Source organism: Pseudomonas boreofloridensis, assembly GCF_030580795.1.
Taxonomy (GTDB): domain Bacteria; phylum Pseudomonadota; class Gammaproteobacteria; order Pseudomonadales; family Pseudomonadaceae; genus Aquipseudomonas; species Aquipseudomonas boreofloridensis.
In genome coordinates this window covers 17,687-42,635 of sequence record NZ_JAUQOQ010000020.1, presented here as the reverse complement: position 1 = coordinate 42,635, position 24,949 = coordinate 17,687, and the positions used below count along the sequence as shown (strand labels likewise).

At 65.4% G+C, this 24,949-nt stretch carries 24 protein-coding genes; 11 read left to right on the top strand and 13 right to left on the bottom strand.

Features of this window, described 5'->3' with window-relative positions:
* Positions 1–14: 14 nt before the first annotated feature.
* Genes rodA through Q6A47_RS19845 form a run of 6 tightly spaced genes read right to left on the bottom strand, consistent with a single transcriptional unit; the run spans position 15 to position 5,937 of the window.
* Positions 15–1,118, bottom strand: coding sequence for a rod shape-determining protein RodA (rodA, locus tag Q6A47_RS19870; RefSeq protein WP_052192236.1), 1,104 nt, complete (start codon positions 1,116–1,118; stop codon positions 15–17).
* Positions 1,119–1,156: 38 nt separating this feature from the next.
* Positions 1,157–3,052, bottom strand: coding sequence for a penicillin-binding protein 2 (gene mrdA / locus Q6A47_RS19865; RefSeq protein ID WP_295488620.1), 1,896 nt, complete (start codon positions 3,050–3,052; stop codon positions 1,157–1,159).
* A 17-nt stretch (positions 3,053–3,069) separates the two neighbouring features.
* The gene (gene rlmH / locus Q6A47_RS19860) at positions 3,070–3,537 is read right to left on the bottom strand and encodes a 23S rRNA (pseudouridine(1915)-N(3))-methyltransferase RlmH (protein WP_039580612.1); all 468 of its coding nucleotides are present in this window, start codon (positions 3,535–3,537) and stop codon (positions 3,070–3,072) included.
* Between the two features lie 9 nt (positions 3,538–3,546).
* Positions 3,547–3,966, bottom strand: coding sequence for a ribosome silencing factor (gene rsfS, locus Q6A47_RS19855; RefSeq protein ID WP_029611933.1), 420 nt, complete (start codon positions 3,964–3,966; stop codon positions 3,547–3,549).
* A gap of 44 nt (positions 3,967–4,010) precedes the next feature.
* Positions 4,011–4,670, bottom strand: coding sequence for a nicotinate-nucleotide adenylyltransferase (gene nadD, locus Q6A47_RS19850; protein ID WP_295488626.1), 660 nt, complete (start codon positions 4,668–4,670; stop codon positions 4,011–4,013).
* Between the two features lies 1 nt (position 4,671).
* Entirely contained in the window at positions 4,672–5,937 is a 1,266-nt protein-coding gene (locus tag Q6A47_RS19845) for a glutamate-5-semialdehyde dehydrogenase (RefSeq protein ID WP_304485160.1), read from the bottom strand.
* A gap of 334 nt (positions 5,938–6,271) precedes the next feature.
* Here Q6A47_RS19845 and Q6A47_RS19840 point away from each other — a divergent pair, with 334 nt between their 5' ends.
* Positions 6,272–6,964: a DNA-3-methyladenine glycosylase gene (locus Q6A47_RS19840; protein ID WP_039580616.1), complete on the top strand. Its 693-nt coding sequence runs from the start codon at positions 6,272–6,274 to the stop codon at positions 6,962–6,964.
* A 3-nt stretch (positions 6,965–6,967) separates the two neighbouring features.
* Complete coding sequence (locus Q6A47_RS19835; protein WP_039580618.1) at positions 6,968–8,284, top strand: bifunctional DedA family/phosphatase PAP2 family protein; 1,317 nt, start codon at positions 6,968–6,970, stop codon at positions 8,282–8,284.
* Positions 8,285–8,344: 60 nt separating this feature from the next.
* Here the strand turns inward: Q6A47_RS19835 and Q6A47_RS19830 are convergent, their stop codons facing one another.
* From Q6A47_RS19830 to Q6A47_RS19820, 3 genes are read right to left on the bottom strand one after another with little or no spacing between them, the layout of a single operon-like run.
* Positions 8,345–8,935: an LON peptidase substrate-binding domain-containing protein gene (locus Q6A47_RS19830; RefSeq protein WP_039580619.1), complete on the bottom strand. Its 591-nt coding sequence runs from the start codon at positions 8,933–8,935 to the stop codon at positions 8,345–8,347.
* Positions 8,936–8,944: 9 nt separating this feature from the next.
* Positions 8,945–9,655, bottom strand: coding sequence for an LrgB family protein (locus Q6A47_RS19825; protein WP_205419338.1), 711 nt, complete (start codon positions 9,653–9,655; stop codon positions 8,945–8,947).
* Positions 9,656–9,657: 2 nt separating this feature from the next.
* The gene (locus tag Q6A47_RS19820; protein ID WP_039580624.1) at positions 9,658–10,020 is read right to left on the bottom strand and encodes a CidA/LrgA family protein; all 363 of its coding nucleotides are present in this window, start codon (positions 10,018–10,020) and stop codon (positions 9,658–9,660) included.
* 186 nt (positions 10,021–10,206) lie between these two features.
* On the opposite strand from Q6A47_RS19820, the gene Q6A47_RS19815 reads away from it, so the two are divergent.
* The 3 genes from Q6A47_RS19815 (at position 10,207) to Q6A47_RS19805 (ending at position 13,190) form a co-directional block, all read left to right on the top strand.
* The gene (locus Q6A47_RS19815) at positions 10,207–10,662 is read left to right on the top strand and encodes a MaoC family dehydratase (protein WP_039580626.1); all 456 of its coding nucleotides are present in this window, start codon (positions 10,207–10,209) and stop codon (positions 10,660–10,662) included.
* A 121-nt stretch (positions 10,663–10,783) separates the two neighbouring features.
* Positions 10,784–12,517, top strand: coding sequence for a C13 family peptidase (locus Q6A47_RS19810; protein WP_116889381.1), 1,734 nt, complete (start codon positions 10,784–10,786; stop codon positions 12,515–12,517).
* A 28-nt stretch (positions 12,518–12,545) separates the two neighbouring features.
* On the top strand, positions 12,546–13,190 hold the full coding sequence (locus Q6A47_RS19805; protein ID WP_116889383.1) for an oxidoreductase: 645 nt from the start codon (positions 12,546–12,548) through the stop codon (positions 13,188–13,190).
* Positions 13,191–13,550: 360 nt separating this feature from the next.
* On the opposite strand, the gene Q6A47_RS19800 is transcribed toward Q6A47_RS19805, so the two are convergent.
* The 4 genes from Q6A47_RS19800 to Q6A47_RS19785 form a co-directional block, all read right to left on the bottom strand.
* Positions 13,551–13,835 (bottom strand): YceK/YidQ family lipoprotein, encoded by a 285-nt coding sequence (locus tag Q6A47_RS19800; RefSeq protein ID WP_039580629.1) that lies wholly within the window; start codon positions 13,833–13,835, stop codon positions 13,551–13,553.
* The gene (ubiX, locus tag Q6A47_RS19795; protein WP_304485159.1) at positions 13,832–14,461 is read right to left on the bottom strand and encodes a flavin prenyltransferase UbiX; all 630 of its coding nucleotides are present in this window, start codon (positions 14,459–14,461) and stop codon (positions 13,832–13,834) included. Before ubiX ends, Q6A47_RS19800 begins: the two co-directional genes overlap by 4 nt.
* Complete coding sequence (mpl, locus tag Q6A47_RS19790) at positions 14,458–15,807, bottom strand: UDP-N-acetylmuramate:L-alanyl-gamma-D-glutamyl-meso-diaminopimelate ligase (protein ID WP_295488651.1); 1,350 nt, start codon at positions 15,805–15,807, stop codon at positions 14,458–14,460. Before mpl ends, ubiX begins: the two co-directional genes overlap by 4 nt.
* A 66-nt stretch (positions 15,808–15,873) precedes the next feature.
* Complete coding sequence (locus tag Q6A47_RS19785) at positions 15,874–17,844, bottom strand: sigma-54-dependent Fis family transcriptional regulator (RefSeq protein ID WP_304485158.1); 1,971 nt, start codon at positions 17,842–17,844, stop codon at positions 15,874–15,876.
* Between the two features lie 265 nt (positions 17,845–18,109).
* On the opposite strand from Q6A47_RS19785, the gene exaC reads away from it, so the two are divergent.
* From exaC to Q6A47_RS19755, 6 genes are all read left to right on the top strand, one after another.
* Positions 18,110–19,630: an acetaldehyde dehydrogenase ExaC gene (gene exaC / locus Q6A47_RS19780; protein WP_116889389.1), complete on the top strand. Its 1,521-nt coding sequence runs from the start codon at positions 18,110–18,112 to the stop codon at positions 19,628–19,630.
* Positions 19,631–19,817: 187 nt separating this feature from the next.
* The gene (gene eat, locus Q6A47_RS19775) at positions 19,818–21,266 is read left to right on the top strand and encodes an ethanolamine permease (RefSeq protein WP_039580643.1); all 1,449 of its coding nucleotides are present in this window, start codon (positions 19,818–19,820) and stop codon (positions 21,264–21,266) included.
* A gap of 49 nt (positions 21,267–21,315) precedes the next feature.
* Positions 21,316–22,710, top strand: coding sequence for an ethanolamine ammonia-lyase subunit EutB (locus Q6A47_RS19770; protein ID WP_304485157.1), 1,395 nt, complete (start codon positions 21,316–21,318; stop codon positions 22,708–22,710).
* An 8-nt stretch (positions 22,711–22,718) separates the two neighbouring features.
* The gene (eutC, locus tag Q6A47_RS19765; protein ID WP_304485156.1) at positions 22,719–23,537 is read left to right on the top strand and encodes an ethanolamine ammonia-lyase subunit EutC; all 819 of its coding nucleotides are present in this window, start codon (positions 22,719–22,721) and stop codon (positions 23,535–23,537) included.
* Positions 23,538–23,643: 106 nt separating this feature from the next.
* On the top strand, positions 23,644–24,102 hold the full coding sequence (locus tag Q6A47_RS19760; protein ID WP_029611946.1) for a GNAT family N-acetyltransferase: 459 nt from the start codon (positions 23,644–23,646) through the stop codon (positions 24,100–24,102).
* A 193-nt stretch (positions 24,103–24,295) separates the two neighbouring features.
* Complete coding sequence (locus Q6A47_RS19755) at positions 24,296–24,943, top strand: DedA family protein (protein ID WP_029611947.1); 648 nt, start codon at positions 24,296–24,298, stop codon at positions 24,941–24,943.
* Positions 24,944–24,949: the final 6 nt, after the last annotated feature.

Below are 24,949 nucleotides of genomic sequence, written 5' to 3'. Positions count from 1 at the left end.
ATTGTTCACCTTATTCAAACCTGGGCGATCCATTTTCGGTGCGTATGGATCGACATCAGAACGCCAAACGCTGACAGCAGCGTCACCAACGAAGTTCCGCCGTAACTGATGAAGGGCAACGGCACCCCCACCACCGGCAACAGACCGCTCACCATACCGATATTGACGAAGACGTAAACGAAGAATGTCATGGTCAGGCTGCCGGCCAGCAGCTTGCCGAACAGGGTCTGCGCCTGCGCGGTGATGACCAGGCCGCGACCGATCAACAGCAGATAAATGATCAGCAACAGGCAGATGCCCACCAGCCCGAACTCCTCGCCGAGCACGGCGATGATGAAGTCGGTGTGGCTTTCCGGCAGGAAGTCCAGGTGCGACTGAGTGCCCAGCAGCCAGCCCTTGCCGAACACGCCGCCCGAACCGATCGCCGCCTTGGACTGGATGATGTTCCAGCCGGTGCCCAGCGGGTCGCTTTCCGGGTCGAGGAAGGTCAGCACCCGCTGTTTCTGGTAGTCGTGCATGACGAAGAACCACATCGCCACGGCCACCGGCACCGCCGCCGCCACCACGCTGACGATCCAGCGCCAGCGCAGGCCGCCCATGAACAGCACGAAGGCGCCCGAGGCGAGAATCAGCAGCGCAGTGCCCAGGTCCGGCTGGCGCACGATGAGGATGAACGGCATGCCGATCAACACCAGGCTGATGGCCACATGCTTGAGGTGCGGCGGCAAGGTGCGCTTGGACAGGTACCAGGCGATGGTCGCCGGCATGATGATCTTCATGAATTCCGAGGGCTGGAAGCGAATCACCCCGGGGATGTTGATCCAGCGCGTGGCGCCCATGGCGTTGTGCCCCATGACGTCCACCACCACCAGCAGCAGCACCCCGACCACGTAGGCCAAGGGCACCCAGCGCGCCATGAAGCGCGGTTCGAGCTGGGCGATGACGAACATCGAGACCAGGCCGATGCCGAACGAGGTGGCCTGCTTCATCAGCAGGTCCCAGTTCTTGCCGCTGGCCGAATACAGGACGAACAGGCTGCCGGCGGCCAGGGTCAGCAGGATGAGCAGCAGCGGGCCGTCGATATGGATGCGCTGTAGAAAGCTGGCGCGCCTGCGCATCACGTCCTCGCTGGAGAGCATGCGATCGAAATTGTTCTTCACGGGGCCGGTTCCTGGGCGACAGTGGCGGTGGCGGTGCCGAACTCAGGCTTGAGCTGGCCGTTCTCGTCGAGCAACCAGGCGTCCATGACCTGGCGCACCACGGGGGCAGCGACACCCGAGCCGGACTCGCCGTTCTCGACCATCACCGACACTACGATCTTCGGGGCCTCGGCCGGGGCGAAGGCGACGAACAGCGCGTGGTCGCGGTGACGCTCCTGGAGTTTGTTGCGGTCGTACTTCTCACCCTGCTTGATCGCCACCACCTGCGCGGTGCCGCTCTTGCCTGCGATGCGATAGGGCGAGCCGAGCGCGGCCTTGCGCGCGGTGCCGCGGGCGCCGTGCATCACCTGCTCCATGCCATGGGTAACGCGCGCCCAGTCGTTCTTGTCGCGCAGCACGATGTCGGCCATCGGGTTGTCGTCCACCGGCGGCTGACCTTCGATGGTCTTGGCCAGGTGCGGCCGGTTCCACTTGCCCTTGTTGGCGATCAGTGCGGTGGCCTGGGCCAATTGCAGCGGCGTGGCCTGCATATAGCCCTGGCCAATGCCGAGGATCAACGTTTCACCCGGGAACCAGGCTTGGCGGCGGGTGGCGCGCTTCCATTCGCGCGACGGCATCAGCCCGGGCGACTCCTCGAACATGTCCAGCGAGACTTTCTGGCCGATACCGAACTTGTTCATGTAGGCCGAAAGGCGGTCGATGCCCATCTTGTGCGCCAGATCGTAGAAATACGTGTCGTTGGAACGCATGATCGCCACGTCCAGGTCCACCCAGCCGTCACCGGTGCGGTTCCAGTTGCGGTACTTGTGGTCGTAGTTGGGCAGTTGGTAGTAGCCGGGATCGAACACCCGGCTGCTGGCATTGACCACGCCACTGTCCAGACCCGCGATGGCCACCGCCGGCTTGATGGTCGAGCCGGGCGGGTAGAGTCCGCGCAGCACGCGGTTGAACAGCGGCCGATCGATCGAATCGCGCAGCTCGGCATAGGCCTTGAAGCTGATGCCGGTGACGAACAGGTTGGGATCGAAGCTCGGCTGGCTGACCATCGCCAGCACTTCGCCCGTGCGCGGATCGAGGGCGACGATGGCGCCACGACGCCCGCCCAGGGCTTGTTCAGCCGCTTCCTGCAACTTGATGTCCAGGCTCAGGACAATGTCCTTGCCCGGAATCGGATCGGTGCGCTTGAGCACCCGCAGCACCCGGCCCCGGGCATTGGTCTCGACTTCCTCGTACCCCACCTGACCGTGCAACTGGTCTTCGTAGAAGCGCTCGATGCCGGTCTTGCCGATGTGGTGGGTGCCGCTGTAGTTGACCGGGTCGAGCGACTTGAGCTCTTTCTCGTTGATCCGCCCCACATAGCCCACCGAGTGGGCGAAGTGCGCACCCTGCGGGTAGTGACGTACCAACTGCGCCACCACTTCCACGCCCGGCAGGCGGAACTGGTTCACCGCCACCCGGGCGATCTGGTCTTCGTTGAGCTCGAAGAGGATCGGCACCGGCTCGAACGGGCGTCGCCCCTGCTTCATGCGCTTCTCGAACAGCGCGCGGTCGTCCTCGGTCAGCTCCAGTACTTCGATGATGGTGTCGAGCACCGTCTGCCACTGCCCCGCCCGCTCGCGGGTCATGGTCAGGCTGAAGCTGGGCCGGTTGTCGGCGACGATCACCCCGTTGCGGTCGAAGATCAGCCCACGGGTCGGCGGAATCGGCTGCACGTGCACCCGGTTGTTTTCCGACAGTGTGGAGTGATAGTCGTACTGGATGATCTGCAGGTAATACAGACGCGCGATCAGCACGGCGACCAGCAGCATGATGGCCACCGCACCGACCACGACGCGGTTGCGCACCAGACGGGCGTCTTTCTCGTGGTCCTTGAGGCGGATCTGCTGCGGCATCGGACAGGCTTACGCGATCATTTGTGGTAAGGGTGCCCGGACAACACCGTCCAGGCGCGATAGATCTGTTCGCCGATGAGTATCCGCACCAGCGGGTGCGGCAGGGTCAGGGGCGACAGCGACCAGCGCTGTTCGGCGCGGGCACAGACTTCCGGCGCCAGCCCTTCCGGACCGCCCACCATCAGGTTGACCGTGCGCGAATCCAGGCGCCAGCGGTCCAGTTCGACCGCCAGTTGCTCGGTGCTCCACGGCTTGCCGTGCACTTCGAGGGTGACGATGCGCTCGCCCGGTTGCACCTTGGCCAGCATCGCTTCGCCCTCCTGACGAATCAGGCGGGCGACATCGGCGTTCTTGCCGCGGGTGTTCAGCGCAATCTCCACCAGCTCCAGCGACAGCTCCTGGGGCAGGCGCTTGGCGTACTCGTGCCAGCCTTCCTCCACCCACTTGGGCATGCGCGAGCCCACCGCGATCAGACGCAGACGCATGGCGCGGGCTTATTCCCGGTCCCGGAGCTTGTCGGAATACTCGTGTACGTTTTCCGGGCTGTGGTGCTTGCCGTCACCGGCGCGGCTCTGTTCGGCGCCCAGCCACAGGCGCTCCAGGTCGTAGAACTGGCGCGCAGCGGCGGTCATCATGTGGACGATGACGTCGTTGAGGTCCAGCAGCACCCAATCGCTGTCGCCCTTGCCTTCTTCGCCCAGCGGCTGGGCGCCCTTGGCCTTGACCGCCTCGCGGACCTTTTCCAGCATCGCGTTGATCTGCCGGTTGGAGGTACCGGTGGCGATGATCATGTAGTCGGTGAGGCTATGCTTGTCGCGCACGTCGATGACCTGGATGTCCTGGGCCTTGACGTCTTCCAGCGCGGCTTTGGTCAATTCGACCAGTTCTTCGCCATTGATTTTCTGCTTGGTCATATAAAACTCGTTCAACTCGTTGAATGGGGTGCCCTGCGGCCCCCTCAGTGGGACGCACGGTACAGACCGTGCGCCTCGATGTAGGCCAGTACGGCGTCCGGCACCAGAAACCGAACCGACTTGCCGCTGGCCAGCAGCTGTCGGATCTGCGTGGCGGACACCGCAAGCGGCGTCTGCCAGACGAACGAAATGTTTCCCGCCGGGCCGGACATGGCGGTGGGATCGCTCTGCGAGCGCGCAGCCAGTAGGTTGCGCAGCTCGTCGGGGGGTTCGACATCGGCATCCGGGCGCTGCAGCACCAGGATGTGACAGTGTTGCAGCAACTCTTCCCAGCGGTGCCAGCCCGGCAGGCCGCAGAAGGCGTCCCAGCCCAGCACCAGGTACAGCTGATCGTGCGGGTTCAACTCCGCCCGGACCGACTCCAGGGTGTCGATGGTATAGGACGGCTTGTCGCGTTCGAGTTCGCGGGCATCGACGCTCAACCCCGCCACGCCCTGCACCGCGCCGCGCACCATGGCCAGCCGATCGGTGGCGGCCACCTGCGGGGTATGGCGGTGCGGCGGGCGCGCGTTGGGCAGCAAACGCAGTTCGTCCAGGGCCATGAACTCGGCCACTTCCAGCGCGCTGCGCAAGTGGCCGATGTGCACAGGGTCGAACGTGCCGCCCAGGATACCGATACGCCGCACTGCGGTGGCCTTGCTCAACTCAGCACGACCCGCGCAATTGGCCGTCGCCGATCACCACGTACTTCTCGCAGGTCAGCCCCTCGAGACCGACCGGGCCGCGAGCGTGCAGCTTGTCGGTGGAAATGCCGATCTCCGCGCCCAGGCCGTATTCGAAGCCGTCGGCGAAGCAGGTGGGCGCGTTGAGCATGACCGAGGCCGAATCCACCTCGGCCATGAAGCGCCGGGCATTGCCCTGATGCTCCGTGGCGATGGAATCGGTGTGGTGCGAGCCGTAGTGGTTGATGTGCTCGATGGCCGCTTCCAAGCCCTCGACCACGCGAATGGACAAGATCGCGTCGAGGTACTCGGTGTGCCAGTCGTCTTCGTTGGCCGGCTTGGCGGTGATGATCGCGCAGGTGCGCTCGCAGCCACGCAACTCCACGCCCTTCTCTTCGAAGCGGCGCGCCATCGACGGCAGGAAAGCCTCGGCGACGCTGGCATCGACCAGCAAGGTTTCCATGGCGCCGCAGATGCCATAACGGTAGGTCTTGGCGTTGAAGGCGATGTTCGCGGCTTTCTCCAGATCGGCATGGGCATCCACGTAGACGTGGCAGATGCCGTCCAGGTGCTTGATCACCGGCACCCGCGCGTCGCGACTGATGCGCTCGATCAGGCCACGGCCGCCGCGCGGGACGATGACATCGACGAACTCGGGCATGCTGATCAGTGCACCGACTGCCTCGCGGTCGGTGGTCTCGACCACCTGCACCACGGCCGGCGGCAGGCCGGCTTCGGCCAGGCCCTGCTGGATGCAGACGGCGATGGCGCGGTTGGAATGGATGGCCTCGGAGCCGCCGCGCAGGATGGTGGCGTTACCAGACTTCAGGCACAGGCTGGCGGCATCGATGGTCACGTTCGGCCGCGACTCGTAGATGATGCCGATGACCCCGAGCGGAACACGCATCTTGCCGACCTGAATGCCCGACGGACGGTAGCTCATGTCGCGAATCGCACCCACCGGATCGGGCAGCGCGGCCACTTGGCGCAAACCGGTGATCATGCCGTCGATGCGCGCCGGGGTGAGCGCCAGACGGTCCAGCAGCGCGGGCTCCAGGCCATTGGCGCGGCCAGCGGCCAGGTCACGCTCGTTGGCGGTCGTCAGCGCTTCACGGGATGCGTCGAGGGCATCGGCAGCGGCCTGCAAGGCCCGGTTCTTCTGCGCGGTACTGGCACGGCCGATCACCCGCGAGGCCTGGCGGGCGGCGCGACCCAGGCGGGTCATGTAGTCAAGAACGGACTCGGTCATGGGCTCGGTGTCTTGGCAAAGGGGAAATCGGCTGATTATAACTGCGCCGCTCCGGTACGCCCAGCAGCGGGTGGCGGATGGTAGAGGAAGGCAGGGGAAATATGTAGGAAAGATGTAACCGACGGTATCGGAAGCGCCTGAGATTAGCGGTCGTTTTTAGGGAGACGGCGCGTGGGCCTGTCCGTTGGCTGGGGTGGGGTTTGACCCAAACTCAATCAAAGCGTAGACCCCTGCGAGTCGTCAGCGACAAGCGACACATGCTTACAATCCTGTTCAGCCTCGATTAAGCCTTTCGTTGCTATCATTCCGCCCTTCGCCTCCACGAACCGCCAGCATGCCCGATTCCGCCCCCTGCCCGAGCCGCGCGCTGCCCGACAGCTTCTTCGACCGCGACGCCCTGACCGTCGCCCAGGCCCTGCTGGGCAAGGTCATCCGTCATCGCCAAGGCGGGCTGTGGCTGGCCGCCCGTATCATCGAGACCGAGGCCTACTGCTTGAGCGACAAAGGCAGCCATGCGTCGCTGGGCTACACCGAGAAGCGCAAGGCGCTGTTCCTCGACGGCGGGCACATCTACATGTACTACGCCCGTGGCGGCGATTCGCTGAACTTCAGCGCCCACGGCCCGGGCAACGCCGTGCTGATCAAGTCGGCCTACCCCTGGGTCGACGCCGTTTCCGGCGACGACAGCCTGGCCCAGATGCAGTTGAACAACCCCGACGCCAGCGGCAACCTGCGCCCCGCCGAGCGCCTGTGCGCCGGGCAGACCCTGCTGTGCCGCGCCCTGGGCCTGAAGGTGCCGGACTGGGACGCACGCCGCTTCGACGCCGAGCGACTGTATGTCGAAGACTGCGCCCTGGACGTTCCACAGGTGATCCAGACCACCCGCCTGGGCATCCCACAGGGACGCGACGAGCACCTGCCGTACCGCTTCGTCGACGCCCGATTCGCCCGCTTCTGCACCCGGAACCCGCTGCGTCGGGGCCAGGTCGAAGGTCGGGATTTCTTCATCCTCGAACAAGGAAACTGATCTATGGGCCAATGGCTCGACAGCCTCACCGGCTGGCTCAGCGCCAACCCCCAATGGCTTGGGCTGGCCATCTTCCTGATCGCCTGCATCGAATGCCTGGCCATCGCCGGCATCATCGTGCCGGGCACCGTGCTGCTGTTCGCCGTGGCGGTACTGGCCGGCAGTGGCACCTTCGGCCTGGGCGAAACCCTGCTGCTGGGCTTTCTCGGCGGGCTGCTGGGCGATGCGCTGTCGTATGCCATCGGCAAGTACTTCCACCAAGGCATCCGGCGCCTGCCGCTACTGCGCCATCATCCTGAATGGATCGGCAGCGCGGAGAGCTACTTCCAGCGCTACGGCATCGCCAGTCTTCTGGTCGGTCGCTTCATCGGTCCGTTGCGGCCCATGCTGCCGATGGTCGCCGGCATGTTCGACATGCCCCTGCCGCGCTTCATCGCCGTCAGCCTGGTGGCCGCTGCCGGCTGGTCGGTGGCCTACCTGCTGCCGGGTTGGGCCACGGGCGCCGCGATCCGCCTGCCCCTGCCAGAGGGCTTCTGGCTGCAGGCCGGTATCATCGCCGGCGGCCTGGCCGTGCTGGTGGGGCTGAGTTTCAACAGCAGCGTGCGCGACCAGCGCCACGGCACCCGGCTGATCGCCGGCCTGAGCCTGGTGGCGCTGGCAGGCGTGTTTCTTGGCTGGCCATACCTGCATGCATTCGACCAGGGCATCATGACCCTGGTGCAGGAGCATCGCAGCCAGGCCCTGGATGGTGCCATCGTAGTGGTCACCCGCCTGGGCGACTTCAAGACGCAGTTCTTTCTCGGCGGGTTGCTGACCGGCTTGCTGCTGCTGATGCGTCAGTGGCGCCATGCGGTGTTCGCCGGCATGGCGCTGATCGGTACGGCGCTGTGCAACGGCTCGCTGAAATGGCTGTTCGCCCGGGCGCGCCCGGAAGTGCTGAGCGACCCGCTCACCAGCTACAGCATGCCCAGCGGCCACAGCTCGGCGTCCTTTGCGTTCTTCCTGGTCCTGGCCGTGCTGGCCGGACGCAGCCAACCGCCGCGCATGCGCCTGACCTGGGTGCTGCTGGCGGTACTGCCGGCGCTGTCGATCGCCCTGTCGCGGGTGTACCTGGGGGCGCATTGGCCCACCGACATTCTTGCCGGCGCCCTGCTGGCCTGTTGTGTGACGGCAATCTGCCTGACGCTGGTGCAATATCGCCAGCCCTTGGTGGCCATGCCGCTCAAGGTGTGGTGGCTGATCCTGCCGGCGTGCATCGCGCTGCTGACGTTCTTCGCCCTGCACTCACTGCCCAAGGCCCTGCTGCGCTACCAGTATTGAGCAGTACGAACGCGCGGGGCGGGCTGGAAACCAGCCGCCCCGCTCATCGGGCGCTCAGGCTCAGGCGAACAATTCGCCCTGGATCCGCTCGAGCAGCGACTGGATGGTTTCCAGGCGCCGTTGTGGCGAGTCCATGGCCAGCAGATCGACCTTGTCCTCTTCCATGAACGGCAACAGATACGCCAACTGATTGGCCAACGACTGCCGTCCATTCACCTCACGCGGCATACCCAGCGCCTCGACCATCGGGTGCTCGCCCAGCGCCACCAGCAGCGCCAGCAGGTCGTCGTCTGCCTCCACCAGCGGTGTGTCCGGCAGGTCCGCCAGCCAGTCCACTTCGCCCATCAGCAACTGGTCCTTGAGCACCTCGGTGCCCGCCACGCGAAAGCGCCGCACACCTTCGACACGGATGCCCAACAGCCCGTTGTCCTGTTGCGCGAAGTCGCGGATCAGCGCCTCGCAGCCGAACGCCGCGATGCCAGCAGGCGCCTGGCCCACCTGCTCGCCCTCAGCGATGCACACCACGCCAAAGCCCTCGCCCTGCTTCATGCAGCGACCGATCATGTCCAGGTAGCGCGCCTCGAAGATCTGCAAGTCCAGCAGACAGCCGGGAAACAGCACGGTATTGAGGGGAAACAGGGGTAACGTCATCTCGACTCCTCAGGCCACCAGGCTCACTGCCAATGGCAGCAGCACCGCAGTGGCCACACCCATCAGGCTCATCGCCAGCGCCGCGAAGGCGCCGCACTCGTCACTTTCCTGCAGGGCCACCGAGGTGCCCACCGCATGCGCCGTCACGCCCAGCGACATGCCGCGCGCTTCCGGGCTGTGCACGCCGCAGCGGGTCAACAGCGCCGGGCCGAAGATCGCGCCGATGACCCCGGTGATCAGCACGAAGACCGCCGCCAAGGCGGCGACGCCACCGATCTGCTCGGCGACCAGCATGGCGATGGGCGAGGTGACCGACTTCGGCGCCATGGTCATCAGGATCATGTGCTCGGCGCCGAACCACGCCCCCAGCAGCACGCAGGCCAGCGTCGCGAACAGGCCTCCGACTACCAGCGTAGTCAAGATCGGCCAGAACAGCTGGCGGATGCGCCGCAGATTCAGGTACAGCGGCACCGCCAGGGCCACCGTGGCCGGGCCCAGGAGAATGTTGAGGATCTCGGTGCTGCGCTTGTACTCGGCGTAGTCGATGCCGCAGGCCAGCAGCACGCCGATCACCAGCAGCATCGACACCAGCACCGGCTGCAGGAAGATCCAGCGCGTGCGCTCGTAGGCCGCGAGCACCAACTGATAGGCGCCCAGGGTGATGCCGATGCCGAACAGCGGATGGTGGATCACCGCCTCCAGCGCGCCTTGCCAATCCAGGCTCATGGCTGCTGCTCGCGTTTGCCGTGGCGCTGGATGAGCTTCTGCATCAGCACGCCGACGAACACCAGGGTGAGCAGGCAGGAAATCACCAGCGCGCCGACGATGGCCCAGAAGTCTGCGGCGATGTCGCGGGCGTACACCATCACCCCCACCGCTGGCGGTACCAACAGCAGCGGCAGATAGCGCAACAGACTGCCGGCGGCGTCATTGAGCGGCTCGCCGACTTCGCCACGCACCATCAAGAACACCAGCAACAGCAGCAGGCCGATGATCGGGCCTGGCAGCACGGGCAGGAACAAGTGATTGATCGCCGTTCCCAGCAACTGGAACAGCACCAGCCAGGTCAGACCACGCAGCAGCATAAGCATCTCCTTGGGCAACGGGCGCCATTATAGACATGCGCGCGAGCTGAATACGGCGGCATTCGCCCGCCCTACCCGGCCTTGACCGCCCCCCCACGCCGTGCTGATCTTGTACGCTCGTTCCATCGCAGCACCTGACCTGAAACGTAGGTCGGGCCATCTGGACAGACAACCCGGAGAGTCACGATGCCTCATGTACCCGTCACGCAGCTCGCGCAGTACGTCGGCAAGGAACTGGGACGTTCCGCCTGGCTGAAGATCGACCAGTCACGCATCAACCTGTTCGCCGAGGCCACCGGCGATTTCCAGTTCATCCATATCGACCCGGAAAAGGCCGCGCAGACCCCGTTCGGCTCGACCATCGCCCATGGCTTTCTCACCCTGTCGCTGATGCCCAAGCTGATGGAGGACATCCTGGTCCTGCCTGAAGGGGTGAAGATGGTCATCAACTACGGCCTGGACAGCGTGCGTTTCATCCAGCCGGTCAAGGTCGACAGCCAGGTGCGGCTGAAAGTGGACCTTACCGAAGTCACCGAGAAGAAGCCGGGTCAGTGGCTGCTCAAGGCCACGGCAACGCTGGAGATCGAAGGCGAGGACAAACCTGCCTACGTCGCCGAGCCGCTGTCGCTCTGCTTCGTCTGAAAGATCGCTCCGAAGGCTTCGTCCGAAACCCCTCCACACAGCCGTGTGCGCCTGCCGCCACGGCTGTCTCACGCCCTGAATCTGCGGCATACTCGGCGCACCTTTGTGCCCGGATTCGACCATGCGCCCGCTGCTGCCCCTCGCCCTTGTCCTGCTGCTCGCCGCCTGCGGCGAAGGTGAACCGCTGTCGCCGCCGGATGCACGCCTGCCCGACGGCGGCCGCTACCGGGGCCAGGTGGTCGATGGCCTGCTGCAAGGCGAGGGGCGCATCGACTACCCCAACGGCAGTTGGTACGCCGGCACCTTCAAGGACGGCCAGTGGCATGGCCAGGGCGAGTGGCACGGCAGCAACGGCGAGGTCTACCGTGGCCAGTTCGTCGCCGGCCTGTTCGAGGGCCTGGGCGAACTGAGCACCCCTGGCAGCCACTACGCCGGCACCTTCAAGCACGGCCGACGCGATGGCGAAGGCAGCCTCAAGCAGCACGACCAGACCTACCGAGGGCAGTTCAAGGACGACCAGTACGACGGCGCCGGGCAACTGGAATTGGCCGACGGCAGTCGCTATCAAGGCCTGTTCGCCAAGGGCAAGCCCAACGGCGCCGGGGTGCGCAGCGACGCCAGCGGCAACCAGTTCAGTGGCCAGTTCGTCGACGGTCAGCTCGAAGGCGCCGGCACCTACGACAGTGTCGAGGGAGAGCAGTACATCGGCGACTTCAAGGCCAACCGCCTCGAAGGCCGCGGCCGTTACGAAAATGCCGATGGCGATGTGTGGATCGGCGACTTCAAGGACGGTGCACTGAGCGGGCAAGGCGAACTGCTGGGCAGCGACGGCAGCCGCTACAAGGGTGGCTTCCAGGACTGGCGTTTCGCCGGCCAAGGCCACCTGTTCCTGGCCGATGGCAGCCAGTACATCGGCGCCTTCGACAACGACGCCTACCAAGGCCAGGGTCGGCTGATTCAGGCCGATGGCCAAGTCGAAGCGGGCCGCTGGGTCAATGGCGTGCGCGTGCGCGATGAAAAAGGCGTGCTGCTGCCCGACCCGCTGGACCTGGCGCTGCTCAACCAGGGCAAGCTGCTCGATCAGGCGCTGGCGCAAGTGCCCCGTTCCGCGGGGCCGGTCGGCCTGTACAGCCTGGTGCTGGCCGGCGATGGCCAGCAGAGCGTGTTCCTGCGCGAGGCCGACTACGTCAGCAACCTGCTCAAGGTGCGCTTTGGTGCCCGCGGCCAGGTGACCCTGGTCAACCACCGCGATCACCTGAGCGACCGGCCGATGGCCACCCGCGAAAACCTCACCCGGGCCGCTCGCACCCTGGCCGAACGCAGCGGCCCGGACGATCTGGTGTTCATCTACCTGACCAGCCACGGCAGCCACGACCATCAACTGGTGCTCGACCAACCGCGCCTGCAACTGGCCGACCTCGCGGCCGACGAACTGGCCAGCGCCTTGGCGCCGCTGAAAAACCGCGACAAGGTGGTGGTGATTTCCGCCTGCTATTCAGGTGGCTACATCGCCCCGCTCAAAGACGAGCGCACGCTGGTCATGACCGCCGCGCGCCCGGATCGGGTTTCGTTCGGCTGCTCGGAAGAGGCCGACTTCACCTATTTCGGCGACGCCCTGTTCGCCCAGGCGCTGAATCAGACCGACGATTTGAAACAGGCGTTTGAACTGGCGCGCGGCAGTGTTGCCGAACGGGAACGAAGGGAGGGCTTCGAGGCCTCGGAGCCGCAGCTCTGGGCGCCGCCGCAGGTGCTCGCACACTGGCAGCGTCTGCGCCGCCAGCAGGCCGAGCAGGCCCTCGAAGACAAGGTTCAGCCAGCAACGCACGGGCAGGCGAAACAGCCTGCGCCCCGCTAAGCTGAGCGCTAAAGAAGGGAGAGTCATCATGTATTTGACGCCTCAGCATGTGCTGCTTGCCGGAGCCACGGGCCTTACGGGCGAACACCTGCTCGACCGCCTGCTCAACGAACCCACCATCAGCCGTGTGCTGGCGCCGACCCGGCGTGCTTTGGCCGAGCATCCGCGCCTGCAGAACCCGGTGGGCGAGCTTTCGACGACGCTTGCGCAGCTGTCCGGGCGGGTCGACATCGCCTATTGCTGTTTGGGCACCACCCTCAAGCAGGCTGGCTCCGAGGCCGCCTTCCGTGCGGTGGACCTGGATCTGGTGGTGGCTTTCGCTCAACGCGCGCGGGAACTGGGCGCGCGTCATCTGCTGGCGATCAGTGCGATCGGCGCCGATCCTCAATCGTCGATCTTCTACAACCGGGTCAAGGGCGAGATGGAAGAAGCGCTCAAGGCCCAGAACTGGCCACAACTGACCCTGGTACGCCCCTCGCTGCTGCTGGGCGAGCGTTTGCAACCGCGTCTGGCCGAACGCTTGGCCGGGCCGTTTTCGCGGCTGTTGCCGGGCAAGTACCACGGCATCGAAGCCTGCACTTTGGCAAGGGCGCTGTGGCGGCTGGCGCTGGAAGAAGAAGACGGCATGCGCGTGATCGAATCGGACGACCTGCGCAAGCTGGGCAAGAACTGATACGACCTCGTGGAAGCGGCCTTGCGTCGCGATTGGACCGCGTAGCGGGCCCTGGCTTCACTCTCGCTGCGGCCATTGCCGGGACCGCTCTGCGGTCCAATCGCGACACAAGGCCGCTCCCACAAGCTGGACGGTGCAAGGCCAGGCAGCCTGGGAGAGCAGGGTGTGCAGATATTTATGGAAGCACTGCCATGCTCAATCCCTGGCATTTCACACCGCCTCGTGGGAGCGGCCTTGCGTCGCGATTGGACCGCGCAGCGGGCCCTGACTTCACTCTCGCCGCTGCCATTGCCGGGACCGCTCTGCGGTCCCAGGTTTTCAGCCTCGCCGCTACCATTGCCAGAACCGCGTGTGCCCGCCCTAGAGCCCGCCAGTGGCGTTGAACCCCACGCCTAAAACGGTCAATGCCGACAACGGCAGCAACAGGGTATCGAGCAGCATGCTCCCCGGCAGGTCCAGCCGTGGGTAGGCAGGCGCCTCGGCCCCGAAACGGTCCTTGGCGCAACAGCCACCGTCGATCGCATACAGGTCCAGCCGCGTCCCCGCGTACACCACCGGGGCGCCGGGTTGATTGGCATCGAGCGTGCGCACCGTCGCGCAGCCGCCCAGGGCGATCAACAACAGGCCCAGTGCAGCGCGTCTCAATCCTCGACCCCGTAATGGTGCTCGCCCCAACGCGGCAGCATGTCCTGGGGAATGTCGAGCAGGTTGAGCACCCGCGCCACCACGAAGTCGACCAGGTCGTCGATGGTCTGCGGCTGGTGGTAGAACCCCGGCGCCGCCGGCAGAATCACCGCGCCCATGTGCGACAGCTTGAGCATGTTCTCCAGATGAATGATGGAGAACGGCGCCTCACGCGGCACCAGAATCAGTTGCCGACGCTCTTTCAAGGTGACGTCGGCAGCGCGCTCGATGAGGTTGTTGCAAGCCCCGGTGGCGATCGCCGACAAGGTGCCGGTCGAACAGGGCACCACCACCATCGCGGCCGGCGCGCCAGACCCCGAAGCCACTGGCGACATCCAGTCCTCCTTGCCATACACGCGGATCTGCCCATCAGCAGCTCCCGTGTACTCGGTCAGAAACGCCTGCATCGCCTGGGGCTTGGCCGGCAATACCACGTCGGTCTCGGTGGCCATCACCAGTTGCGCCGCTTTGGAGATGAGGAAATGCACCTCACGCTCCTCACGCACCAGGCAGTCGAGCAACCGCAGGCCATACTGCGCGCCCGAGGCGCCGGTCATGGCCAGGGTGATGCGCTGCGGGCCGCTCACTTCAGGGCCTCGGCCAGCTTACCGTGCAGGCCGCCGAAGCCGCCGTTGCTCATGATCACCACATGGGTGCCCGGCCGCACCTGGTCCTTGATGCGCGCGATGATCGCCTCGAGGCTGTCGGCGACCACGCTCGGCACCGTGCACTGGGCCGCAGTGGCGGCCAGATCCCAGCCCAGGTTGGCCGGGGCGTACCAGATCACCTGGTCGGCATGGTTGACGCTGTCCGGCAAGCCGTCACGGTGCGCGCCGAGCTTCATCGAATTGGAGCGCGGCTCGATCACCGCGATCACCGGCGCCTCGCCCACTTGCTTGCGCAAGCCGTCGAGGGTGGTGGCGATGGCGGTCGGGTGGTGAGCGAAGTCATCGTAGATGACCACACCCTGCACTTCTGCCACCTTTTCCATCCGCCGCTTGACGCTCTTGAAGGCGCTCAAGCCTTCGATGCCCATGGCCGCCGCCACACCCACATGGCGCGCCGCCGCCAAGGTGGCCAGGGCGTTGGCGACGTTGTGCTGACCGGTCAGCGCCCAGTCGACCACGCCTTGCACCTGACCGTCGAACAACACCTCGAACCGCGAGCCATCCGCACTGAGCAGACGCGCCTGCCACTGCCCGCCCTCACCGGTGGTCTGCACCGGCGTCCAGCAGCCCATGCCGATGACCCGCTCCAACGCAGGCTCGGTGGTCGGGTGGATGACCAGGCCTTCGCTGGGAATGGTGCGCACCAAATGGTGGAACTGTCGCTCGATGGCGGCCAGGTCCGGGAAGATGTCCGCGTGGTCGAACTCCAGGTTATTGAGGATGGCGGTACGCGGGTGGTAGTGGACGAACTTGGAGCGCTTGTCGAAGAACGCGCTGTCGTATTCATCGGCCTCGACCACGAAGAACGGCGTGTCGCCCAAGCGCGCCGACACCGAAAAGTTCTGCGGCACGCCACCGATCAGGAAGCCCGGGCTCATGCCCGCATGCTCCAGCACCCAGGCCAGCATGCTGCTGGTGGTGGTCTTGCCGTGGGTGCCGGCCACCGCCAGCACCCACCGACCTTGCAGCACGTGGTCGGCCAGCCATTGCGGGCCCGAGACGTAGGGCAGCCCCTTGTTCAGGACGTATTCCACCGCCGGATTGCCGCGCGACATGGCGTTGCCGATCACCACCAGGTCCGGGGCCGGTTCGAGCTGGGCCGGGTCGTAGCCCTGGGTCAATTCGATGCCCTGCGCCTGGAGCTGGGTGCTCATCGGCGGGTAGACGTTGGCGTCCGAACCGGTGACGCGATGACCGAGTTCCTTGGCCAGGACCGCCAGCGAACCCATGAAAGTGCCGCAAATACCGAGAATGTGAATGTGCATGATCGACCTCGCAAAACGTCGAGGCAGGGTAGCCCAGGGCGCGGGAAATCGCACCCGCTGTTTCGCTCAACCGGCGCGGGCGATGCCGTGCTTGCGCAGTTTGCGGTACAGGGTATTGCGGCTGATACCCAGGTGCTCGGCGACGCGGGTCAGGTGCCAGCGGTGCTGGGCGAGCGTCGACAGCAGGGCCTGGCGCTCCGCGCTCTGCAGCGGTGCGCCAGCTTGTGGGCGAGCGTGTCCCGCGATGAGATCGGCTGCGTGTCCGGTGTCATCCGCGCCACCGCCCTCGCGGGGCGAGCCCACCTCTACAGAAGCGTGAGGTGCTCTGACAGCGGGCGGCAGATCCGACAGATAAATGCGCTGACCCTCGCAGAGCGCCACCAAGGTGCGCAGCACGTTGCGCATCTGGCGCACGTTGCCCGGCCAGGCGAAGTCCATCAGCGCCTGGCGTGCCTGGGGTTCGAGGCTGATCGCCTGGCCCGCGGCTTCCTCGGCCAGCAGCGCGTCGAGCAGTTGCGCCCGGTCGCCCCGCTCGCGCACGGCGGGAATGTTGATTTCCAGGCCGTTGAGCCGGTAATAGAGGTCTTCACGAAAACTGCCCTCTTCCACCCGCTGCAACAGGTCACGGTGGGTCGCGCTGACGATGCGCAGGTCCACCGCCTGAGGCTCGCCGCCGATGGGCACCACCTGGCGCTCTTCCAGTACCCGCAGCAGGCGGGTCTGCAAGGCCAGCGGCATGTCACCGATCTCGTCCAGCAGCAAGGTACCGCCATCGGCCTGCAGCAACTTGCCGCGCATGCCCTCCTTGCGCGAACCGGTGAAGCTGCCGCCGCGATAACCGAACAGTTCGCTCTCGATCAGGCTTTCCGGAATCGACGCACAGTTGATCGCCACGAACGGCTTGCCGCGCCGTTCGCTGGCCTGATGCACCGCCAGGGCGAAGGCCTCCTTGCCGCAGCCGGTCTCGCCGCGCAGCAACAGCGGCACATCGCGTGGGTACACACGCAGCGCGCGTCGGAAGTCCGCTTGCAGGACCGGGTCGTGCAGGCAAATGTCCGGATCGACCGCCGCCGCTGGCGAGGGACGCGCCAGCGGGTAGAGAGGCACGCGGGCCCGCCCGCGCAGGCTGGCGAACACCTGCCGACCGTCATGAGTGCGCAGTGGCCAGGCCGTGCTGCCCTGGGGCGACGCGCGACTGAACAGTTCGTCATGGCTGCAGGCGAAGAACCGCTCCACCGGCATGCCCAGCAGCCCGTCCCGGCGACTGCCCAGCAGGTTCAGCGCGCCCTGGTTGACTGCGCAGATGCGTCCGTCACCGTCGAACGCCAACAGTCCCTCGCTGAACAGCCCGACCGATTCGGCGTGCAGGTGGAAACGCAGCAACCAGTGCTGCTCGAAGTGACGCAGGAAATAACAGCTCTCGATCATCTTCGCCGAGAGGTTGACCAGGGCCATGGTGTGGAACTGGCTCTGCCGCGAGACCTCCGCGCGGGCCGAGGACACGTCGAGCACCGCCAGCAGCTCGCCGTGGGGATCGAACACCGGGCTGGCCGAGCAGGTGAGTCCGGTGTGCTGGCCGCGAAAATGTTCATCCTGATGAATGGTCACCGGCTGGCGTTCGACGACACAGGTGCCGATGCCATTGGTGCCTTCGCAGGCTTCGCTCCAGTCGGCGCCGAGCCACAGCCCGGCGCGCTCGAAGATACGCCGCTCGCTGGGTGCGGTGACGCAATTGAGGATCACCCCGCGCGCGTCGGTGAGCAGCACCGCATGGCCGGCGCCGGACAACTGCTGGTGCAGGCTGTTCATCTCGCCCTCGGCGATCTGCAACACCTGGTGCAGGCGCGCACGACTCTCCTGCAAACGCGCCTGTTCAAGCACCACCGGGGGCTGGGCCAATGCCGGGTCCAGGTGGTGATCCTGCAGGCAGCGCAGCCAGGAGCGGGCGATGGACGGGTCGCGGCCCGGCCCGCTGGTCGATCCCTGGGCAACGGTGAGCACCTGCTGAGCATGGCGGCTGAAAGCGTTGCTCTGCATGTTTGTTGTTCTCCGCAGATAGAACGTTGCGCCAGCATCCTCCTGCGCCGCGTGGTTTGCAATCACGAGGCGACTGGCGAGTCAGTGACGTCACAGCAACGGTACAAAGTGTCACGCCCGCCGTGCCGGTCCTGATACCCAATGCCTGACCGCCATTCAGCGAAGTGACCTAAGTCATTGATTGCAAAGGTATGCACCACACTGGCCCACGGTTTGCTCTACGCTTGTCCACTCCCCAACAAACACAATAGCCAGGAGAGACACCATGCGTTACGCACATCCCGGTACCGAAGGCGCCAAGATTTCCTTCAAGCAGCGCTACGGCAACTACATCGGTGGCGAATTCGTAGCTCCGGTCAAAGGCCAGTACTTCGACAACACCTCTCCGGTCACCGGCAAGCTGATCGCCGAATTCCCCCGCTCCACGGCAGAAGACATCGACAAAGCGCTGGACGCGGCCCATGCCGCCGCCGACGCCTGGGGTCGCACCTCGGTGCAGGACCGTTCCAACGTGCTGCTGCGCATCGCCGACCGCATCGAGCAGAACCTCGAAGTGCTGGCCATCACCGAAACCTGGGACAACGGCAAGCCGATCCGCGAAACCCTCAACGCCGACATCCCACTGGCGGTCGATCACTTCCGCTACTTCGCCGGTTGCCTGCGCGCCCAGGAAGGCGGGGCCGCCGAGATCAACGAAAACACCGTGGCTTACCACATCCACGAGCCGCTGGGCGTGGTCGGCCAGATCATCCCGTGGAACTTCCCGCTGCTGATGGCCGCCTGGAAACTCGCACCGGCGCTGGCCGCCGGCAACTGCGTGGTGCTCAAGCCTGCCGAGCAGACGCCATTGGGCATCACCGTGCTGATGGAATTGATCGGCGACCTGCTGCCCAAGGGCGTGCTCAACGTGGTGCAGGGCTATGGCCGCGAAGCCGGTGAAGCGCTGGCTACCAGCAAGCGCATCGCCAAGATCGCCTTCACCGGTTCCACCCCGGTGGGCTCGCACATCATGAAATGCGCCGCGGAAAACATCATTCCGTCCACCGTGGAGTTGGGCGGCAAATCGCCGAACGTCTACTTCGAAGACATCATGCAGGCCGAGCCGAGCTTCATCGACAAGGCCGCCGAAGGCCTGGTACTGGCGTTCTTCAACCAGGGCGAGGTGTGCACCTGCCCGTCGCGGGCGCTGGTGCAGGAGTCGATCTACCCGCAGTTCATGGACGTGGTGATGAAGAAGGTGCTGCAGATCAAGCGCGGCGACCCGTTGGACACCGACACCATGGTCGGCGCCCAGGCCTCGCAGCAGCAGTTCGAAAAGATCCAGTCCTACCTGAAGATTGCCCAGGAAGAGGGCGCCGAGCTGCTGACCGGCGGCAAGGTGGAGCAACTGGACGGTTCGCTGGCTAGCGGCTACTACATCCAGCCGACCTTGCTCAAGGGCAACAACAAGATGCGCGTCTTCCAGGAAGAGATCTTCGGCCCGGTGGTCAGCGTCACCACCTTCAAGGACGAAGCCGAAGCCCTGGCCATCGCCAACGACACCGAGTTCGGCCTCGGCGCAGGCGTGTGGACCCGCGACATCAACCGTGCCTACCGCATGGGTCGCGGTATCAAGGCCGGCCGCGTGTGGACCAACTGCTACCACCTCTACCCCGCCCACGCCGCTTTCGGTGGCTACAAGAAGTCCGGCGTCGGCCGTGAAACCCACAAGATGATGCTCGACCACTACCAGCAGACCAAGAACCTGCTGGTCAGCTACGACATCAACCCGCTCGGCTTCTTTTAAAAAAGCCACAAGCTTCTAGCGGCAAGCGACAAGAAAGAGCGGACCGTGTGCCGGCTGCTTTTTCTTGCAGCTTGCAGCTTGCCGCTGGCCGTTAGCCGCTCGCGCCGTTGGCGCGCTTTCTGCAACACCTGAATCACCAAAGGCCCGGCGTCCCTCCGGCGACCTAAAACAACAAACAGGTGAAATCATGCCAAGCGAACATTCCGCCGGTACACCGGCCGGTTCTTCGGTCGACTTCGAAAAGGTCGGCTCTGACTACTTCCAACAACGCGAACTCAAGAAAGGTGCTGCGGGCTGGGTTCTGCTGGTGGGCCTGGGCGTGGCCTATGTGATCTCCGGCGACTATGCCGGGTGGAACTTCGGCCTCGCCCAAGGCGGCTGGGGCGGCATGTTCCTCGCCACCTTGCTGATGGCCACCATGTACCTGTGCATGTGTTTCTCGCTGGCTGAACTGTCTTCGATGATTCCCACCGCTGGCGGCGGCTATGGGTTTGCCCGCAGCGCCTTCGGGCCTTGGGGCGGCTTTCTCACCGGTACGGCGATCCTCATCGAGTACGCCATCGCACCCGCCGCCATTGCCACGTTCATCGGCGCCTATTGCCAGTCGCTGTTCGGCATCGGCGGCTGGATGATCTACCTGGCGTTCTACGTGGTGTTCATCGGCATTCATATCTTCGGCGTGGGTGAAGCGCTGAAGCTGATGTTCGGCATCACCGCCATCGCCGCCATTGCCCTGGTGGTGTTCCTGCTGGGCATGCTGCCCCATTTCGATGCCGCCAACCTCTTCGACATCGCCCAGACCGACGCCGCTGGCGCCAGCAGCTTCCTGCCGTTCGGCTATGTCGGCGTGTGGGCGGCAATCCCCTATGCGATCTGGTTCTTCCTCGCGGTCGAAGGCGTGCCCCTGGCCGCCGAAGAAACCAAGAACCCACGGCGCGACCTGCCACGCGGCTTGATCGGCGCGATGCTGGTGCTGCTGGCCTTCGCCCTGCTGATTCTGGTGGTCGGCCCCGGCGGCGCCGGCTCCGAAGCGCTCAAGGCCTCGGGCAACCCACTGGTCGAAGCCCTGGCCAAAGCCTACGGCGGTTCCACCTGGATGAGCGGCTTCGTCAACCTGGTTGGCCTGGCCGGACTGATCGCCAGCTTCTTCTCGATCATCTACGCCTATTCCCGGCAGATTTTCGCCCTGTCGCGCGCTGGCTACCTGCCGCGCAAGCTCTCGGAAACTAACAAGAGCAAGGCGCCGGTGCTGGCCTTGGTCATCCCTGGATTGATCGGCTTCGCCCTGTCGCTGACCGGCCAGGGCGACCTGCTGATTCTGGTGGCAGTGTTCGGTGCCACACTGTCCTATGTGCTGATGATGGCCGCGCACATCACCCTGCGCATCCGTCGGCCGAAGATGGCCCGCCCCTACCGCACCCCCGGTGGCATCTTCACTTCGGGCCTGGCCCTGGTGCTGGCGTGCATCGCCGTGGTGGCCGGTTTCCTGGTCGATCCGCGGGTGGTGATTGGCGCTGCGCTGATCTATGCAGTATTAATTGCCTACTTCGCGTTCTACAGTCGCCACCACTTGGTTGCCGGCACGCCGGAAGAGGAATTCGCCGCGATCCAGCAGGCCGAAGAGGCCCTGCACTGATTGCCGACCCACGCCGCAGGCCCGTCCTGCGGCGCTCTGGAGGTTCTGTATGGCACGTTTCGTACACACGGTCGGCAATCTGGTCTACCGTTTCGACAGCCTCAAGGAGGTCATGGCCAAGGCCAGCCCGGCGCGCTCCGGCGACTTCCTCGCGGGCGTGGCCGCCGCCAACGACGGTGAGCGGGTCGCCGCGCAGATGGCCCTGGCCGACATCCCCCTCAGCCACTTTCTCAGCGAAGCGCTGATTCCCTACGAGCAGGACGAAATCACCCGGCTGATCGTCGACACCCACGACGCCGAGGCCTTCGCCCCGGTCAGCCACCTCACGGTCGGTGGCCTGCGCGACTGGCTGCTCAGCGAAGCGGCCGACGAGTCCAGCCTGCGGGCGCTGGCCCCGGGCCTGACCCCGGAAATGGCCGCTGCGGTGTCGAAGATCATGCGCGTGCAGGACTTGGTGCTGGTTGCGCAGAAGATCCGTGTGGTCACCGCGTTTCGCGGCACCATGGGCCTGCGCGGGCGATTATCGACCCGCCTGCAACCCAATCACCCCACCGACGAACCGGCGGGTATCGCTGCCAGCATTCTCGACGGGCTGCTGTACGGCAACGGCGACGCCATGATCGGCATCAACCCGGCCACCGACAGCATCGCCTCCATCTGTGCCCTGCTGGAAATGCTCGACGCCATCATCCAGCGCTATGACATTCCCACCCAATCCTGCGTGCTGACCCACGTCACCACCTCGATCGAGGCGATCAACCGCGGCGTGCCGCTGGACCTGGTGTTCCAGTCCATCGCCGGCACCGAGGCGGCCAACGCCGGCTTCGGCATCAACCTCAACGTCTTGCAGGAAGGCTACGAGGCCGGGCTGTCGCTGCAACGCGGCACCCTCGGACAGAACCTGATGTACTTCGAAACCGGCCAAGGCAGCGCCCTGTCGGCCAATGCCCACCACGGCGTCGACCAGCAGACCTGCGAGACCCGCGCCTACGCCGTGGCCCGGCATTTCAAGCCATTTCTGGTCAACACCGTGGTCGGCTTCATCGGTCCCGAGTACCTGTACAACGGCAAGCAGATCATCCGTGCGGGGCTGGAGGATCACTTCTGCGGCAAGCTGCTCGGCGTGCCCATGGGCTGCGACATCTGCTACACCAACCACGCCGAAGCCGACCAGGACGACATGGACACCCTGCTCACCCTGCTCGGCGTTGCCGGGATCAACTTCATCATGGGCATCCCCGGCTCCGACGACATCATGCTCAACTACCAGACCACCTCGTTCCACGACGCCCTCTACGCCCGTCAGACCCTGGGCCTGAAACCGGGTCCGGAGTTCGAATCCTGGCTGGAACGCACCGGCATCCTGACCCAGGCCGACGGCCGCGTACGCTTCGGCGACAACCTCCCGCCGGCCTTCCGCCAGGCCTTGGCACAGCTCGCATAGGCACGACCATGGACCGACACGTACCCACTCCCGACAACCCCTGGCTGGCCCTGCGCAACCTGACACCGGCGCGCATCGCCCTGGGCCGCACCGGCACCAGCCTGCCCACCGGCGCGCAACTGGACTTCCAGTTCGCCCACGCCCAGGCCCGCGACGCCGTGCACCTGCCCTTCGACCACGCCGCGCTGCGCGAGCAGTTGCAGGCGCGCGGGCGCGACAGCCTGCTGCTGCACAGCGCGGCCGCCGACCGTCACCAGTACCTGCAACGGCCCGACCTCGGCCGCCGCCTGAGCGACGCGTCGGCGGCCACGCTGCGCGAGCATGCCCAGGCCAACGCCGGCGGGGTCGATCTGGCGATCGTCGTCGCCGACGGCCTCTCGGCCCTGGCCGTACACCGTCACACCCTGCCGCTGCTGAGCCGCTTCGAAGAGCAGGCCAGCGCCGAGGGCTGGACGACGGCGCCGGTGATCCTGGTGCAACAGGGACGGGTGGCGGTGGCCGACGAAGTGGGCGAGCTGCTGGGCGCACGCATGACCGTGATGCTGATCGGCGAGCGCCCCGGCCTGAGCTCGCCCGACAGCCTGGGCCTGTATTTCACCTATGCGCCGAAGGTGGGCCTGACCGACGCCTACCGCAACTGCATCTCCAACGTGCGCCTGGAGGGCCTGAGCTACGGCATGGCCGCGCACCGCCTGCTGTACCTGATGCGCGAGGCCTGCCGACGGCAGTTGTCCGGGGTGAACCTCAAGGACGAGGCCGAGGTCCACAGCCTCGACAGCGATCAGCCCGGCGGCAAGACCGGCAACTTCCTGCTCGGCGAGGACTGACCCTGCGTTCCCCCAGGCAGATTGCGTATGCAGACTGCCTTGGGGCAGCATGCCATCACGTGGCGACGTGCATCATCCCGTTCCCAATGGACTCTGAGGCCTGCTCATGCGCATCATCAAGGCAACCCTGGAACACCTCGACCTGCTCACCCCGCTGTTCGTCCAGTACCGCGAGTTCTACGGGCAACTGCCCTATCCCGACACCTCGCGGACCTTTCTGCGCAAGCGCCTCACGCGCGGCGAGTCGGTGATCTATCTGGCCCTGCCGGATGACGACGACAGCCGCCTGCTGGGTTTCTGCCAGCTCTACCCGAGTTTTTCATCGCTGTCGCTCAAGCGCGTGTGGATCGTCAACGACATCTACGTGGCCGAAGACTCGCGGCGCATGCTGGTGGCCGACCACCTGATGCGCGAAGCCAAGAAGATGGCCAAGCAGAGCAACGCCATCCGCCTGCGGGTGTCGACCAGCAGCGACAACGAGGTGGCGAAGAAGACCTACGAGTCCATGGGCTTTCGCAAGGACACCGAGTTCGAGAACTACATCCTGCCGATCAGCCAGGACTGAGCCAGACGGGCCGCCGGGCAAACCGTAACCACTCGCTACAAACTCTCCGGGCATCTTCACGACTTCGCCGTATAATGCCCCCCTCGTCATATGTGAAAAATCACTCCCCGTTCGGGGAAGATACCCACGCCAAAAATGACTTCGTCCGTCATCGCGCGCCCGTAGAAGCGGGTCAAGACAACAGGTGCTGTACATGGAATTCAACCCGCTGGACCTTATCCTGCATCTCGATGCCTACCTTGACCTGCTGGTGACCAACTACGGTCCCTGGATCTACGCCATTCTGTTCGCGGTGATCTTCTGCGAAACCGGCCTGGTGGTCATGCCCTTCCTGCCAGGCGATTCGCTGCTGTTCATCGCTGGCGCCGTGGCCGCCGGTGGCGGCATGGACCCGGTCCTGCTGGCCGGTCTGCTGATGCTCGCGGCGATCCTCGGCGACAGCACCAACTACGTGATCGGGCGCACGGCGGGCGAGCGGCTGTTCCGCAATCCCAATTCGAAGATCTTCCGCCGCGACTACCTGCAGCGCACCCATGAATTCTACGAACGCCACGGCGGCAAGACCGTCACCCTGGCGCGCTTCCTGCCGATCCTGCGCACTTTCGCACCGTTCGTCGCCGGCATTGCCCACATGCACTATCCGCGTTTCCTGGCCTTCAGTGTGGCCGGCACCCTGCTGTGGGTCGGCGGTCTGGTGACCCTGGGCTACTTCTTCGGCAACGTGCCGTTCATCAAGCAGCACCTGTCACTGATGGTGGTCGCCATCATCATCCTGTCGCTGGTGCCGATGATCCTCGGCGTGCTGCGCAGCCGCCTGGGTCGCACCGCCAAGGCGTCCTGAGCGGCC